The sequence below is a fragment of the Hydrogenophaga sp. PAMC20947 genome, from assembly GCF_004795855.1.
Lineage (GTDB): Bacteria > Pseudomonadota > Gammaproteobacteria > Burkholderiales > Burkholderiaceae_C > Hydrogenophaga.
This window is the reverse complement of record NZ_CP039252.1, coordinates 835,328-849,794: the sequence shown is the minus strand read 5'-3', so window position 1 is coordinate 849,794 and position 14,467 is coordinate 835,328. Positions and strand designations below refer to the sequence as shown.

11 protein-coding genes and 1 pseudogene are annotated in these 14,467 nt (G+C 61.1%); 3 read left to right on the top strand and 9 right to left on the bottom strand.

Annotation, left to right across the window (positions count from 1 at the left end; genetic code table 11):
* Nucleotides 1–8 precede the first annotated feature (8 nt).
* From E5678_RS03880 to E5678_RS03870, 3 genes are all read right to left on the bottom strand, one after another.
* A complete protein-coding gene (locus E5678_RS03880) occupies nt 9–1,910 on the bottom strand; it encodes a propionate--CoA ligase (protein ID WP_136177306.1) in 1,902 nt (633 codons plus the stop codon).
* A 207-nt stretch (nt 1,911–2,117) separates the two neighbouring features.
* The gene (locus E5678_RS03875) at nt 2,118–2,720 is read right to left on the bottom strand and encodes an isochorismatase family protein (protein ID WP_136177305.1); all 603 of its coding nucleotides are present in this window, start codon (nt 2,718–2,720) and stop codon (nt 2,118–2,120) included.
* Between the two features lie 170 nt (nt 2,721–2,890).
* The gene (locus E5678_RS03870) at nt 2,891–3,739 is read right to left on the bottom strand and encodes a TetR/AcrR family transcriptional regulator (RefSeq protein WP_168708482.1); all 849 of its coding nucleotides are present in this window, start codon (nt 3,737–3,739) and stop codon (nt 2,891–2,893) included.
* 288 nt (nt 3,740–4,027) lie between these two features.
* On the opposite strand from E5678_RS03870, the gene E5678_RS03865 reads away from it, so the two are divergent.
* The gene (locus E5678_RS03865; protein ID WP_136177303.1) at nt 4,028–4,597 is read left to right on the top strand and encodes a C40 family peptidase; all 570 of its coding nucleotides are present in this window, start codon (nt 4,028–4,030) and stop codon (nt 4,595–4,597) included.
* A 266-nt stretch (nt 4,598–4,863) separates the two neighbouring features.
* On the opposite strand, the pseudogene E5678_RS22785 reads toward E5678_RS03865, so the two are convergent.
* The 5 genes and pseudogenes from E5678_RS22785 to E5678_RS03845 all read right to left on the bottom strand — a co-directional run.
* Nucleotides 4,864–4,974: pseudogene (locus tag E5678_RS22785) on the bottom strand (oxidoreductase); the annotation flags it as partial.
* Nucleotides 4,937–5,113 carry a hypothetical protein gene (locus E5678_RS22780; protein ID WP_281728123.1) on the bottom strand — a complete coding sequence of 59 codons (177 nt, stop codon included), beginning with the start codon at nt 5,111–5,113 and terminating at the stop codon, nt 4,937–4,939. The pseudogene E5678_RS22785 and the gene E5678_RS22780, both read right to left, overlap by 38 nt.
* Before the next feature lie 500 nt (nt 5,114–5,613).
* Entirely contained in the window at nt 5,614–6,063 is a 450-nt protein-coding gene (locus E5678_RS03855) for a hypothetical protein (RefSeq protein ID WP_136177302.1), read from the bottom strand.
* Between the two features lie 1,116 nt (nt 6,064–7,179).
* Complete coding sequence (gene serA, locus E5678_RS03850) at nt 7,180–8,409, bottom strand: phosphoglycerate dehydrogenase (RefSeq protein WP_136177301.1); 1,230 nt, start codon at nt 8,407–8,409, stop codon at nt 7,180–7,182.
* 135 nt (nt 8,410–8,544) lie between these two features.
* The gene (locus E5678_RS03845) at nt 8,545–11,592 is read right to left on the bottom strand and encodes a transglycosylase domain-containing protein (RefSeq protein WP_136177300.1); all 3,048 of its coding nucleotides are present in this window, start codon (nt 11,590–11,592) and stop codon (nt 8,545–8,547) included.
* 300 nt (nt 11,593–11,892) lie between these two features.
* Here E5678_RS03845 and E5678_RS22450 point away from each other — a divergent pair, with 300 nt between their 5' ends.
* Nucleotides 11,893–12,183, top strand: coding sequence for a hypothetical protein (locus E5678_RS22450; protein ID WP_210731981.1), 291 nt, complete (start codon nt 11,893–11,895; stop codon nt 12,181–12,183).
* A 50-nt stretch (nt 12,184–12,233) separates the two neighbouring features.
* Here the strand turns inward: E5678_RS22450 and E5678_RS03835 are convergent, their stop codons facing one another.
* Nucleotides 12,234–13,490 (bottom strand): MFS transporter, encoded by a 1,257-nt coding sequence (locus E5678_RS03835; protein ID WP_136177299.1) that lies wholly within the window; start codon nt 13,488–13,490, stop codon nt 12,234–12,236.
* Between the two features lie 113 nt (nt 13,491–13,603).
* Here E5678_RS03835 and E5678_RS03830 point away from each other — a divergent pair, with 113 nt between their 5' ends.
* Nucleotides 13,604–14,428, top strand: coding sequence for a helix-turn-helix transcriptional regulator (locus E5678_RS03830; protein WP_136177298.1), 825 nt, complete (start codon nt 13,604–13,606; stop codon nt 14,426–14,428).
* The last annotated feature ends 39 nt before the right edge of the window (nt 14,429–14,467 follow it).

Below are 14,467 nucleotides of genomic sequence, written 5' to 3'. Positions count from 1 at the left end.
ACGGTGCATCAAGCCTGGGTATCCTTGATCTGCTGCAACGCCGCGGGATCGTCCATGGTGGTCAGATCGCCAGGATCCCGACCTTCGCAGACGGCCTGGATGGCCCGGCGCAACAGCTTTCCACTGCGGGTCTTGGGCAAGACACTGACGAACCGGACACGGGACGGGCGGGCTACAGCCCCCAATTGATCATCGACCAGCTTCATCACTTCGCCTTCGAGCTTGAGACGCGATGCGTCGTCGGTCAGCAAAGAGGCATCTTTCAGCACGGCGAAGGCCATGGCCACCTGGCCCTTGAGCTGATCGGCAACCCCCACCACCGCCACCTCGGCGATCTTCGGATGGCTGGAAATGCTTTCTTCGATTTCGCGGGTCCCCAGGCGGTGTCCGGCGACGTTGATCACATCGTCCGTTCGACCGAGGATGAAGAAATAGCCATCGGCATCCCGAATGCCCCAATCGAAGGTGCTGTACACCAGCTTGCCGGGCACGCTGGACCAATAGGTACTGACGAAACGCTCATCGTCTTGCCAGATGGTCTGCAGGCAACCCGGTGGCAATGGCCCTTCAATGGCAACCACGCCTTTCTGATTCGCGCCCTGCAGCTCTTCGCCGGTCTGGTCGTCCAGCAACTTCACGTTGTAGCCGTAGACGGCCTTGCCGGGTGATCCGAACTTGCTGGGTGCAGCTTCGACACCATTGCACAGCGACAAGATGGGCCAGCCTGTTTCGGTTTGCCAGTAGTTGTCGATGATGGGTTTGCCCAGCTCGCTGGAAATCCACTTGGCCGTGGGTTCATCCAGCGGCTCTCCCGCCAGGAACAGTGCCTTGAGGCTGGATAGATCGTACTTTTTGATGAAGGATGAGTCGTATTTCTTCAGCACGCGCACAGCGGTGGGCGCACTGAACATGACCGACACCTTGTACCGCTCCACCAGATTCCACCAGATGCCCGCGTCGGGCCGGATCGGCAGGCCCTCGTACATGATCGTGGCCATGCCGCCGATCAATGGCCCATAGATGATGTAGCTGTGCCCCACCACCCAGCCAATGTCGCTGGTGGAGAAGTAGGTCTCGCCGGGCTCACCCATGTAGATGTGCTTCATGCTGGCGGCCAGCGCCACCGCGTAACCCCCTGTGTCACGCTGCACACCCTTGGGCTTGCCCGTGGTGCCACTGGTGTAGAGGGTGTAGCTGGGGTGGGTCGCGTCAACCCACTCGCAGGGCACCAACTGGTCCATCACCTGGGCCCTCGCACTGGTGTAGTCCACGTCGCGCCCCTCAACGCGGTTGAACGCCACCAGCCCGCGGTCGACCATCACCACATGCGCCGGCTTGTGGCTGGACAGCACAATGGCCTCGTCGAGCAAGGGCTTGTAGGGCACCACCTTGCCGCCGCGCGAACCTGCATCGGCGCTCACAATGACCAAGGGGGAGGCGTCTTCGATGCGGCTGGCGAGCGAGTGGCTGGCAAAGCCGCCAAACACCACCGAATGAATGGCGCCCAGGCGAGCGCAGGCCAGCATGGCAAATGCCGCCTCAGGAATCATGGGCATGTAGATCAGGACACGATCACCCTTCTTGACACCCTGGGCCATCAGCACCGCGGCCATCCGCTGCACTTCAGCGTGCAGCTGGCCAAAGCTGTAGGTCTTCTCGACATCGGTCTCGGTCGAGACAAAGATGAGCGCGTTCTGATCGGCGCGGTCCTTGAGATGCCGGTCAACTGCGTTGTGGCACAGGTTGATCAGCCCCCCTTCGAACCAGCGCGCAAACGGGGGCTTGTCGTAGTTGCAGACCCGGTCGAATGGTTTGTGCCAATCAACGAGCTGGGCTTGCTCGGCCCAGAAAGCATCACGGTCTTCGATGGACCGGCGGTGGAAGTCGGCGTAAGCCTCTGGGTGAGCCATGGATGTCTCCTCGGGTGGGTGTGTGCGGGCTGGAAAAGGGTCTCGCCCGTTCGCTGTGGTCGCAAATTGGGGCTGCCTCAAACTGAATTCATAATTATGAGAATCAGACTTGCGCCAGCCTGACGCAAAACCCCCGGATGTATCCGCCCCGCGCAAACCCCCACCACACCCCAACGCCTGCCCGCAACCGGACGCGCCGCCCTCTTGCTACTTGATCAGGGCTTGCATTTCTCGAAACACGGGGTGATCCGCCGTGCGCAGCCATTCGAAGACCACCATTTCAGTGGTCATAAGTTCTGCACCGGCGCCGGCCAAGCGGTCAAACGCGGCATCGCGGTTGCGTTCGGTGCGGGAGCCGCAGGCATCGGTCACAACCCAAACATCCACTTCCTGCTCGATCAACTCCAGCGCCGTCTGCAAGAGACAGACATGGGCCTCGCAACCTGCCAGCACCACGGTGTTGCGCTCAAGGGTCTGTGAAGCAGGCTTTTGCAAGTGTTTGGGCAGGCTGCGGGCATTACCGCCCGCAGGCCGGGCCGGCGGCCGCAGCAAGTCGACCAGGCCTTCGGACACTGCGCTGAAGCTCATCTTGGACAGCGTTTTCCGGCAAGCCGCCCGAAGCGCCTCATCGTTGGGTCCCAGTTTGTCGGGATTCTGCTCGGTACCCCACACCGGCACCTGCATCAGTTGGGCAGCGCGGGCCAAGCGCAACGCATTGGCCAGCACCAGGGGGCCTTCATGGATGGCCGGCATCAGACGGGCCTGGTAGTCCACCAGCACCAACTGGGAATCGTCGACATCTAACATCATGGTGTTTACTCGTTTCTCGTTTGTTTGAAGGGACTGGGGGCGAAGCCTGCATTGCTGGTGCACCAGTGCGGCGGCCCGCAGTAGACGGAGGCGCCCAACGCCATGGTGCGATCTTAGAGCGGTTGCGGTGGGGAGGGCAAAAGCTGAACACCCACACACTCCGGCAAAGATCAGCGGGCAAACAGATCTGGCTGACCCGCTGCCTGCAATGGCGCTTGCGCAGAAGGCAACGCCACCCCATGGGCGAGCCACCGTTCCAAAGTTATCCGAAAGCCGTTAACCGCCGACGGCGCGCCAGCCCGATCCCCCCCGTGGCCAGACAGCGATCCCAACGTGGCCAGACCGAACCCCAGACAGAGTGCCTCCCGTTGCAGGCCGCGTGCGCGGTCCGGAGCCCAGCCTGCGGCTTCCAGATCATCAACACAGGCCCGGGTGGCGTGCTCCAGAGCATCAAGCGGCATCCAGGCCCCCTGCACGGCTTCACCACGCCCTTCGTCCATGGCGTCCGCCGTTTCGCGCACCTCCCGAAGGGGGCCCGGCAGCAGCAGCAACGGGATGGCGAAGGCTTCTCGGGTCAGGCTGCGCCACCAAACCTCGGACCGGACCAAAAAACGCTCCCGTGCGTCCGCAGCAGCATCCGTGTCAAGTTCCTGGCTGGTGGCCAATCGCGTGGAAGGCGTTGCCGACGCTGATCGCCGCAGACGGCGCGGGAGCTTGGCCTGGGCCACGGCAATGGCAACCTCATCCACCCAGCGCTGACGCAAAGCCAGAAGGATGTGTTCACGACTGGCGAAATACCCGTACATGGCACCAGCCGTGTAGCCGGCACGAAGCCCCAACTCTCGCATGTTGAAACGGGCGGGGCCCTGCTCCTGAAGCAATTGCCACGCAACCTCCAGCAGCTGCCCGCGACGAACTTGCGCGGCGCGCGCCTGCCGCTCCCTGCGGCCTTGCCGAAGCGCAAGCGCGCGACGCTCCTCATCGCGCGGGGGCTGCGGCGAGATTGCATCAAACTTCACAGACATATTCAAACCACCGCCAAACCAATATTCAACTGTCGATTACTTAAAGACAAATCATTTTATTGAACAACGTTCACATCGATTGCAATGCAAGCGCATCAAGCGTGTGCCAGCGCAAAGCCAAGAGTCCAGCAAAGCTGGCCGCCCCAGTGTGGGCCAGCCTGGCCCATGACCACCACCCCCAGCGCTGACCAGTTTGAAGATCCACATTCATTCATGAAATCAACGTCCTATGCGCCCTATTTAACTTGACTTCGAGCGCAATAGCAGATAGCCTGCGCCACCATGAAAACTTGGGTTTCCATTCTGTTGCTGAGCAGCGCCTGTGCGCTGGTCCATGCTGCGCCCAATGAGCCAGACTATGCGGCCATGGACACGCTGCTGGCAGAAAAGGGTCTGATGTCCCGTTTGGGAACCCAGATTCAAGCCGCTCGCGACAGCGTCAGCGAGCGCGCCTCTGGCCTCGTCATCAATGCCATGGGCTTCCTCGGCGTACCCTACCGCTATGGTGGCAACGACATGGAATCCGGCGTGGACTGCAGCGGCTTTGTGCGCGCGGTTTACGAGCAATCGGTTGGCAAATTGCTCCCCCGGCGCTCGTCCGAACAAGCTGCCGCCACCGAAACCATTGATCGCAGCGAACTCAAACCCGGTGACCTGGTGTTCTTCAATACCATGAAGCGCGCCTTCAGCCATGTGGGCATTTACATTGGCGAAGGCAAATTCATCCACTCGCCGCGCACTGGCGGACACGTGCGTGTGGAGGACATGCGTGCCACCTACTGGGATACGCGGTTCAACGGTGCTCGCCGCGTGCCCCTGCAGAGCAGCCAGAACGAACCAGCCCTGCGCTGACCCAAAGCCGCCCAGAGCGGCCCGGCTGACTACACCCAATCCACCATCCACAGGCAACCCTGCGCCTGTGATGGAGCGAGACGCATCGGACCACAAAAAGGCCACGGCATCCGCCAAGTCCTCGATCGTCCCAAAGGGGTCTGCTCAATGCTGGCGCCTACCTCGGCGTCTGGCGTGGGGAAAAGCCCGGCGGCAACCTCATCGGTCGCAGGCTTCATACCCATGTCGGTCGGCACCAGCCCAGGGTACACGCCGTTCACCCGCACGCCGCAGCCCAGCTTGCCGGACGCCATGGCTGCGACACGGGTCAACCGCTCAATGGCGGCCTTGCTGGCGGAATCATCCGCAATGGCGGGGACCGTGATCGTGGCGGCCACTGGGGCCACGTTGCGCACCCCCCTGCCCCGCAGCATCCCCCGGCTGCATGGCACGGAAGGCCTGCATCATGCCCAGGGCAGTCCCCACGACGTTGACGTCCAACATGCGGGGCAACGCTTCAGCGCCAATGTCCCACACAAGTGCGGTCACTTGGATGCCTGCCTCGTTCACCAGGATGTCCAGACCACCCACTCTGCGATCGTGAATGCCGTGGCGCGCCCTGGCCCCTCCAATGCGTCGGCCAACGCCCCTGAAACGCCTGCTGCACCCTGGGCTCGGGCCATGCCGGCGCCCTGACTGCGGACAACGCCCAGCGGTGAAGGCGAAAACCAGAAGCCCCCCTGGCAGAGTTGGCAGTCGACCGCCACAGCCGAACGTCCGGCCAAGCCCCGCACGCCGGTCCCCTGCGAAATGACTCAAGGCAGGAATGCGGGGGGGATCTGGTGCGGTGGTGCGCTGGCGCGTCCCCAGAGGGGTGGCTGGCGAGACGTACCCGAGATGGCGTCAAACGCGTGCTGCGGCAAAAGCAGCGCCGCCAGGACAGACCGGATCATCCAAGAATGCCAAACATCAACCCCGAACAGCTCCCCCGCGCACGGCGCGGGTGGGGCATGTATTCCGGGGACACGTTCAGCGCTTCAGTACATGGCGGTTTTGTAAGCCACCTTCAAACCGGCCGTGTCACAAGTCAACATCTCCAAACCATTGATTCGGTAGACGTACCCCGCAGACAGTTTTTGGTAGGTTTTCAGCTGATCCTGGGAAACCCGGGACAGGATCAGAGTGTCCTTTTCTTCCTGGGTCACTTGTTTGGACAGCAGACGCTTGGCACGGCTTTCGAAGCAGGCCTCCGCACTCATGTGCTTGTAAGCCAAGGTTTCCTGGTATTGGCGACGGGAAACGCTCTGCTCGATGGTTTCCTTGAATAGGGACACGTAGGCAGAGGCCGCTTCGTCAACTTCTGCTTGAGAGTAATTGGAGACGCGAGACATCGGCGCCTGAGCGGCGGGCTGCGGTGCCACGGGTGTCGAGCAGGCAGCGAGAGCACCCACAGCGACAAGTGACAGGAACAAGTTGGTGTGCTTCATGCTATTCCCCTAATTTGGAACATCGGTTGATTGGGTGCTTCCGTCTTTATTTCTAAGACAACAGTTGTTTCGACCCATTAGCCAATTAATTAAATAGAAATACATTTTGTTACACTCTAATTAATTGTATTATGATCCAATAATTAAAGCGTTAAAAATCATTCATTTCCGGGCTTTACTCTTGTAGTACTTCGTCTAGGGACCCTCTGCATCACCTCCGCCATGCGCGTTCGGATCCAAAACGAGATGACCGGTGTGCCTGCCTGGCGCGTCGTGTGCCACTGGGCACACGCAAGCCAACAGGTGCGTCAGCCGCGCGTTTTTGGCCGAACCCTGGCGGTCCGTGGTTTTGCAGAGGGTCCTTAGACAACCCCACCAAACGCCGCGCCGAGGGGCGAGCGCAATGGCGCAGCCAACGGTTGAAGGTGGTTTGGATGCGTCCGACCAAGCTTCGCCAAGGTCTTGTCGGTGGCTCGGACAGCCGAGCTGCGATTGGGTCAACACCAGGAAAATTGGTGACCGCACGCGCGGGACCGGTCCAACGGGTTCTTTGCTCGTCCTGTGCACCACCGCGCCGACAGTTGTGTTCGCGCTGGTGCAACACCCTGTGGACAAGCACGAAAACAAGCTGCGCCACCCGCGCAACTCTTGCGTGGGACAGGATGCCTAAAAAACGATGGCCGTTCAGCAGGGCTGGTGGTCCGATGCCATTGTCAAGCCGCAGCTGCTCAGGGACGCCCTGCCTCGACGGTATTGAAGCGAATGCGATGCGCGATTGACACCAGCGCACAAAAATCGGCCGGCCTGCCCGGGCCAGCAAACAATTGGCGTTGCAGACCTGTAAGCGAGCCCTGCGGGATGTGGGTCTGGAGGTCGCTGTGCCGAATGCAGGCTTTGTTGCCCGGTCGGGTCAACTGTCCGGGCAGTCCCTGGAAATCACGCGTCCCGCGTCGACCCTCGCCGCACACGGGGTGGTTGAGGTGGCGTTTCCCTTGCGGACTTGCCCCCCCAATTCGAGCACGCCACAAGCTCGCCCGCGTCGACCCAAGGAAGGCGCACTGGGTCCCTCATCGCACAACGCCATTCGCCACAAGGCCAGCGTTCTGAAAATACCGCTTAGAAGAGCACGCGGCTGCGGATGGTGCCCGGGACTTGCGCCAGCATGTCCAGCGCAAGGCCCGAAGAGGCGGTATCCAGATCCATCACCACATAACCCACGTCCTCACGGGTCTGCAGATACTGAGCAGAGATGTTGATTTGATGGTCAGACAGGATGCGGTTGATGTTGGACAGCACGCCCGGTGCGTTGTGATGCACGTGCAACAACCGGTGCTTGCCTGGGTGAGGCGGCAATGCGACTTCAGGGAAATTCACGGCTGAGGTGGTCGTTCCGTTGTCGCTGTACTTCACCAACTTCTCAGCGACTTCCAGTCCGATGTTGGCTTGAGCTTCCATGGTGGAGCCCCCCACATGCGGGGTCAGAATGACATTGTCCAGCCCTCTCAACGGCGACAGGAACTCTTCCTGATTGCCACGGGGCTCCACAGGAAACACGTCAATCGCAGCGCCCAGCAACCTGCGTGCTTTCAAGGCCTCGGCCAAAGGCTCAATGCGAACCAGTGTCCCTCGAGCGGCATTGATCAACACCGCCCCAGGCTTCATGGCCGCGATCTGATCCGCACCCATCATCCATTGGGTCGAAGGCAACTCGGGGACGTGCAGGCTCACGATGTCGCTCTGCGAGAGCAGTTCCGGCAATCCCTGAACCTGGCGCGCATTGCCCAGGGGCAGCTTGCTGACCACATCATGAAAGATAACCTGCATGCCCAGGGCTTCGGCCAGAACAGACAGCTGCGTGCCGATCGAGCCATAGCCCACGATCCCCAGCACCTTGCCTCGAATCTCATAGGCATTCTCGGCGGACTTGATCCAGCCACCACGGTGCGCTGCCGCGTTCTTCTCGGGAATGCCCCGCAGCAACAAAATGGCTTCGGCCAACACCAATTCAGCCACGGAACGGGTATTGGAGTACGGCGCATTGAACACGGCAACACCTTGCGCACGCGCCGCGACCAGATCCACCTGGTTGGTGCCGATGCAAAAGCAGCCCACCGCCACCAGTTTCTTCGCATGGACCAGAACGTCAGCGGTGAGCTGGGTGCGCGAGCGGATGCCCAGAAAATGCACATCCGCAATCTTTGCCTTCAGCTCCTCATCAGGCAAGGCGCCCGAAACGGATTCGATCTGGGAATACCCTGCCTTTTGCAATGCATCCAGCGCAGAGGCATGTATGCCTTCCAGCAATAGAATCCGGATTTTGCTTTTATCGAGTGAAGTGATGGACATGGGTGCGAGCCTGGGTCGCCCAGGCCAGATGAAAACTGAAAGACACAGTCTCACACAAACCCCTTGCCCCACTTTCCGCGCGGTCTTCCAGCCAGCGAGCGAGCCCCATGCCCGAGCTTGCCGAAATCGCTTCGCTCAACCCAGGCAAGTTTGGGCTTCACCGCTCAAATCACGCTTCGGCTCCAGCAAGGGCATCAACGTGGGCGCAAGCTGTTTGAGCAATTGCACCGGCAAGCCGCTCGTGAACCCGTACTGGGCGGCCTTTTCACCGGGCACAAACGCTGTGATCGTGCCGTAGAAGCGGTCGCCAATCAAAAACACGAACGTGGCCGAACGGTTGACCACCCGGGAGACCAGCAATTGGCCGCGTTCGCCATAGGTGTTGAAGCGCTGGTCACCGGTGCCGGTCTTGCCGCCAACGGGCAAGGCCGTACCGTCTTGGCCCACAAACGCATTGAGCACCCTTCGCGCCGTCCCCTCTTCCACCACATCGAGTATGGCCTCTCGCACGGCCCGGGCGACCTCGGGCTCCAGGACGCGGTCGCCCTCCAACGGTCTCGGCTGCAAAGAGGTTTCGTAGGGCGTTTTTTCCGCAAAGTGAATGCTGCGAATGCGGTTCTGGGGCAGGCGATTCCCGTCATTGACCAGGATGCCCATGAATTCCGCCAGAGCGCCCGGTCGATCCGCCGACGCACCGAGCGCTGTGGCGTAAGAAGACACCAGGGTGCCAAAGGGATAGCCCATACTGGACCACTGGCGGTGCACCTCCAGAAAGGCCTCTCGCTCCAGCAGCGTCTGGATACGGCGGTCTTGCGCACTTTTTCGATGGGTTGAAAACAACCACTTGTATACCGCCTGGCGCTCGGTCACGCTGGCCTCCATCACCTGAGTCTGCGTCGCTTGCGGGTGGACCTGCAAATGGCCCAGCAACCAGAGCTCCAGCGGATGCACGCCCGCCAGGTAGCCGCGATCGGCGAGCGACATGTTGTCGGGTGCGTACTGTTCATAAAGGCGCTCAAGGCGTTTTGAATCAGCGTCCTTGCGACCTGTCGGTAAATGACCCACCACAAAGGCCTTGAACACATCGAACGGGGCTTGAGGCGCAATGCTGCGATGCACCGCCGCCAACCGAGAGTCACTCAGCCGCAGCCCCTCCAACAACAGCTCTTGCTGCGCCTGGGGGCTTTTACCGCCGTATTTCGTCAGAAAACGGCGGAGGAACACTTGGCCCTCCTGGTCGGCAAAGCGCTCCAGATAGCGTGTGCGCCGAGGGTCATCGGCATCTCGCAGAATCTGCGCCGAAGAGCCCGGCACCAGGAACATGTAGTGCTGAACCACATCGCGCATGAGGCGAACGAAGACCAGATTGATGGAATTGCGCAGGGCCTCTTGAACCGACACCACCCGGTTGTTGTCCGCCGCGCTGAAGTTGCCGAACCGGTGTTCCCCGCCCCCCGTGAAAAATACCTCTTGCGGGTTGGCCGAATAACGGCGCGCCAGGGCCGCGTCGAGCATCGGGCGCAGTGACTTGTCTGTGGCCGGCTGCAGCAGATAGGACACAGCCCAAGTCGACAGCACATCCCTGCGGTCGAAACTCAGCTCACGCAATTGCGAGTCGTCGAGCGTTGAAAGCCGCCGGTGCAGCTTCTCAACAATATCCAGGTAGGTCACCAAGGTGCGCAACTTGGCCGTCGAGCCCAGATCCAGCTTGCTGCCCTGGTTGATGTTCAGCGGTTGATTCAAGTTGTCCGTCTGCACCCGCAGCACATTGCGCCCACCGATTTGCTCATACAGGTTGAAACTGTAGATCACCTCGCCCGGATCGCCTTTGGCCAACAAATGTCGCTGGTTCAGGCCCAAGGCCTTGACCCGCTCAGGATCGCGCAGCCCACGCAGAAATTCGGTCACCTGTTGTTGTACCTCGCTGTCAAATGTGGTCTCAACCCGCAGGTCCAGCCGGTCCAGTTCGTAAAGGCTGTTGCCGAGCAGCCCCGCCAGGTGCGTGCGCACGGCGGTGGATGCCTTTTGCTGGACAAATCCAGCGCTTGATGAAGGCACACGCCCCACACGGCGAGTCAAGGGTGATGCCAGCGCCACATCCTTCAGCTCCACCGGAATCACGCCGGCGTTGGCCAACAACCGCAAATGCGTGTTGGTGATCGCTTCAAGCTCTTCGGTGGGGGCTTCCAGATAGTACGAGGGCCGCCGCTGCGAAATCAGCAAGCTGAGCACCTCTTTGAACAGATGTGCCGCATCGGCATCAACGGTACCGTCTGCAGGCTGATTTTTGAGAATGCGTTGAACCTCTGCAAAGTCTCGTCCATACCAGGCCCAGAGCCCGTCGCCGATGCCGTGCACTTCGCCAAAACCCGCTTTGGCCGACAAAGGCATGGTGTTGAGGTAGGTCACCACGACCGCTTGCCGGGATGCGGTGGTGTCTTCGCCTTGCAAATAGGCACGCAAACTTGCAGAACCCATTTGCTGGAGTTTGTCGCCCATCGAAGCGGTGCGTCCGTTGGGTGAGTGGCGGTACTTTTCAATCTGCGTGGCCAAGGTGCTGCCGCCCGGCGTTTCGCCCGCGTTGCCCCCCAGCGTTCGAACGGCTCCAAAGACCGCTACGGCCAACCGCGCCCATTCCACGGCCGGGTTGCGCTTGGGCTCAGCGGGGTCCAGCAGTTCGCGGTTTTCAATGAAGAGCAAGCTCTGTACCCACAGAGGTGGCAAGTCGGCAAACCGTTGGATCACACGCTCAGGGGACCGCTGTTGATACAACGAAGCACCCCGACAATCGTTCACAGCCAGACCGCCCTGCACCTTTTCCCGGTAAGGCGCAAAGTAACCTTGATCCACCAGATCCAGCATGCCCGGTGACATGCGGGCCTGTGTTTCCACATCAAAACCACGCTGCGTCAAACGGTCCAAAAACTGGGGCAACTTGGCGTAGCCCATCCGGTCGTCATAGGGTGCGCTGGCTGGGAAGCGAACAGCTTCGCTGCGCCCATCTCCGACTGCAAACTGGGCTTTGTCAGCCAGGCGTGAAAAAAAACGGGCCTGGTACGCCGAAGTGCGCAATTCCCTGATCACCAGCCACCCCGCAGCAGCCATCAACAGGATCAGTGTAGCGACCAGCAGGAGCTTGGACCAGAAGAAGACCCGAGCCCACTTTCCCTTAACAACTGTCATCCGACCATCCACTCACAAAGGTGATGCGTTAGCCTTCACTGACTTTCGCGACAAAGCCCTGATTGTGCACTGCAACAGCGAGCGACATCGTTCAAGAATGGCGTTTCACACGCCCGGATTGGGCGGTTGAAGGTGCTTCAGCTGCTGCGGCACAACCCCTCTGCCAAGCGTATCGCCTTGAACGCCTGAGAAATCACTCGAGCACAAAAAAACCAGTGAACCCAGCGGCCCAGTGGCTTTTCGCTGACGGATGAGGTTACCGCTTGCCCGGCGGCAGATTCTGACAAGAACCATCCGCGAATGGCGATCGATCTGTGCGCTGCGCTGGACCCATTTCGCGAATCTGCTCCTGGCGCCACGGCCGGTCTCGGCGTTGCGGTCAGCATGTACCACGTGAGGAGGGATCCCAAACTGCAGACTCAAATCGCTCGCGCCGGTCGCAACCAGCTGCTGGCCTTCCATCTCTGCGACTGGCTGACACCAACCACGGATCTGCTCAACGACCGCAGAATGATCGGCGACGGCATCATCGATTCCCGCAGGCCTGCGGCTGGGTTGTGGACCTGGGGCTTGCTGGCTGCGGTGAGCTAGAGGTTGTTCCACAGCCAAAAGGTGGCAACGCGAGGAAGGCGCCAGCCGATTCAGGCCGGCACCAACAGCGTGCGCCGGGCCCGGCGGACCCGGAACGCGCTGGCGATCAGGATGCCCTGGAGAATGACCAGCCCCACCCAGATGCCGTGGTAGTTGCCCTGATCCATCAGGCGGCCAAATATCAGTGGCGCCACGGCCTGACCGATATCCAGGCCAGCGTACACCACGCCATAGACGCGGCCAGTCGCATTCTCCGGCGTGGACTTCTTGACCAGCAAGTCGCGTGAAGGGCCCGCAATGCCGCTGGCAAAACCCATCAAACCGAACAGGACCGGAATCCACGCACCCGGCACCGACGTGAACCCGATGATGGCCGCGATACAGGCGGCCATACCGAACCCAACGCCAACGATGCGTTCGCAGCGCGAAGGATCGGACGCCAGAAACCCACCCAACACCATGCCACCGGCCGCACTGACCATGTAGACGCTCAGGCACAGCGCCACCAGGGTCAGTGGAAAATCATGCAGATGCCGCGCCGCTTCGGGGGCAAAGGCCTGGATCACGCTGAGCACCATCGCGTAGAAGAAAAAGAACGCAAAACACATCCACACCGCCGGAATGCGCAAAAAGTCCAGATCGCCTTCCGGGCGTTGGTTGGCGAAGACCGCGTCAGGCGCCGACTGCTTGACCGTGGGTTCAAGCACGAGCTTCGAGCGTTTGAACCACACCAGCGCCAGGACAGCCCAGGCCAGCGCGCCCGCACAGACCAACGCCACGCGCCAGGACGCGAACAGGGTGATCGGCACCAGCATGGCTGGCGCCAGCGCCCAGCCCAGGCTGCCGGTGATGCCATGCACGCTGTAGGCATGGCCCAGGCGCACCGGGTTGATCTTGCGGTTCAAGAAGGTGTAGTCAACCGGATGAAATACCCCGTTGCCAATGCCACCCACGATGGCGAACGCGGCCAGCATCGTGTAACTGGTGCTGCTGGCATAACCCATCGCAGCCAGCCCGATCAGGCCCAGACCGACGAACAGAATCGGCCGTGGTCCAAAACGGTCGACCAAGAATCCAGAAGCGGCCTGCACCGCACATGAGACTAAAAAAAACAGCGTCATCAGGAAGCCGAGTTCCGTGTAGCTCACTTGGAAGACTTCCTTCAGCCACGGAAACAATGGCGCCAGCAACAGCTGGCTGAAGTGGCTGATCAGGTGGGCGGCGCCAACAAGCCCGATCACGGTCGCGTCCTGGGACACGGTGTTGTCGGACAAATGGGGGCCCGCTGGGGCAACGGTGGCATTCATGGCGGCTATCGTAAGATGGCGCCTTGATTCGCGTACACGATGAATCGCCAACAATCGTCGAAATTCCGCCAAACTTCATGGCCCGCCGCCCCCCTTTCGCTACAGCACCACGAATGGCAGTGGGCAACACCGACCCGTTCCGGCCCAGCGTCGAACGACCGGTGCGGGTGCGGGCCCGTTACCTGCCGGCAGATACCCATTTCGAACCGCACCAACACCAGTGGGCACAACTCGCCTATTGCGCCAGCGGCGTGTTGCAGGTGACAGCAACATTGGCCGCAAACGCCCAGGACGAAATCAGCTGCATCGTTCCCTTCTCGCGTGCGGTGTGGATCGCACCGGCTTCGCTGCATGCGGTACATGCGCTGGAAGATGCCGCGTTCCGCACCTTGTACATCCACGCTGCTGCGGCTCCGCCGGGCTGGCACAGTGGGCGAATGACCATCGTCTCGCCGTTGTTGCGGGAACTGATTCAGGCGCTCGATGAAGTGGGCGCGATGCTGGCGAACCCAACCGCCAACCAGCCGCTGGGCATCGCCCGAGAATCGCTGCTTTCCGCGCTGGTTCTGGACGAACTGCAACAAGCGCCAACCCAGCAGCTCGGGGTGCCCTTGCCGCATTCGCTGACCGGCGATCACCGCTTGCGCATGTTGTGCGACGCGGTGCTGCGTGCACCTGCCGAATGCGCCACGCTCGGCGAATGGGCGCGTGACGTGGGCGCCAGCGAGCGCACCATCGCCCGGCTGTTTCGCAGCCAGTTGGGCACCAGCTTCCAGCAATGGCGCCAACAGGTCGTATTGGCAAGGGCCCTGCCGATGCTGGCCCGCGGTGCCCCGATCAGTGAGGTCGCTGCAGCCAGCGGCTACGCCAGCGACAGCGCCTTTACGGCCATGTTCAAGCAAGCCATGGGACAGCCGCCAAGTGCCTTCTGGCGCTGAGGCGGGTTGCTGTGGATACAGCGCCGATACGGCAAGGCG

What these genes read in the sequence shown, in the direction of transcription:
- E5678_RS03880 (WP_136177306.1), bottom strand. Translation starts at nt 1,910, where the DNA reads ATGGCTCACCCAGAGGCTTACGCCGACTTCCACCGCCGGTCCATCGAA.
- E5678_RS03875 (WP_136177305.1), bottom strand. Translation starts at nt 2,720, where the DNA reads ATGATGTTAGATGTCGACGATTCCCAGTTGGTGCTGGTGGACTACCAG.
- E5678_RS03865 (WP_136177303.1), top strand. Translation starts at nt 4,028, where the DNA reads ATGAAAACTTGGGTTTCCATTCTGTTGCTGAGCAGCGCCTGTGCGCTG.
- E5678_RS03855 (WP_136177302.1), bottom strand. Translation starts at nt 6,063, where the DNA reads ATGAAGCACACCAACTTGTTCCTGTCACTTGTCGCTGTGGGTGCTCTC.
- serA (WP_136177301.1), bottom strand. Translation starts at nt 8,409, where the DNA reads ATGTCCATCACTTCACTCGATAAAAGCAAAATCCGGATTCTATTGCTG.
- E5678_RS03845 (WP_136177300.1), bottom strand. Translation starts at nt 11,592, where the DNA reads ATGACAGTTGTTAAGGGAAAGTGGGCTCGGGTCTTCTTCTGGTCCAAG.
- E5678_RS22450 (WP_210731981.1), top strand. Translation starts at nt 11,893, where the DNA reads ATGGCGATCGATCTGTGCGCTGCGCTGGACCCATTTCGCGAATCTGCT.
- E5678_RS03835 (WP_136177299.1), bottom strand. Translation starts at nt 13,490, where the DNA reads ATGAATGCCACCGTTGCCCCAGCGGGCCCCCATTTGTCCGACAACACC.
- E5678_RS03830 (WP_136177298.1), top strand. Translation starts at nt 13,604, where the DNA reads ATGGCAGTGGGCAACACCGACCCGTTCCGGCCCAGCGTCGAACGACCG.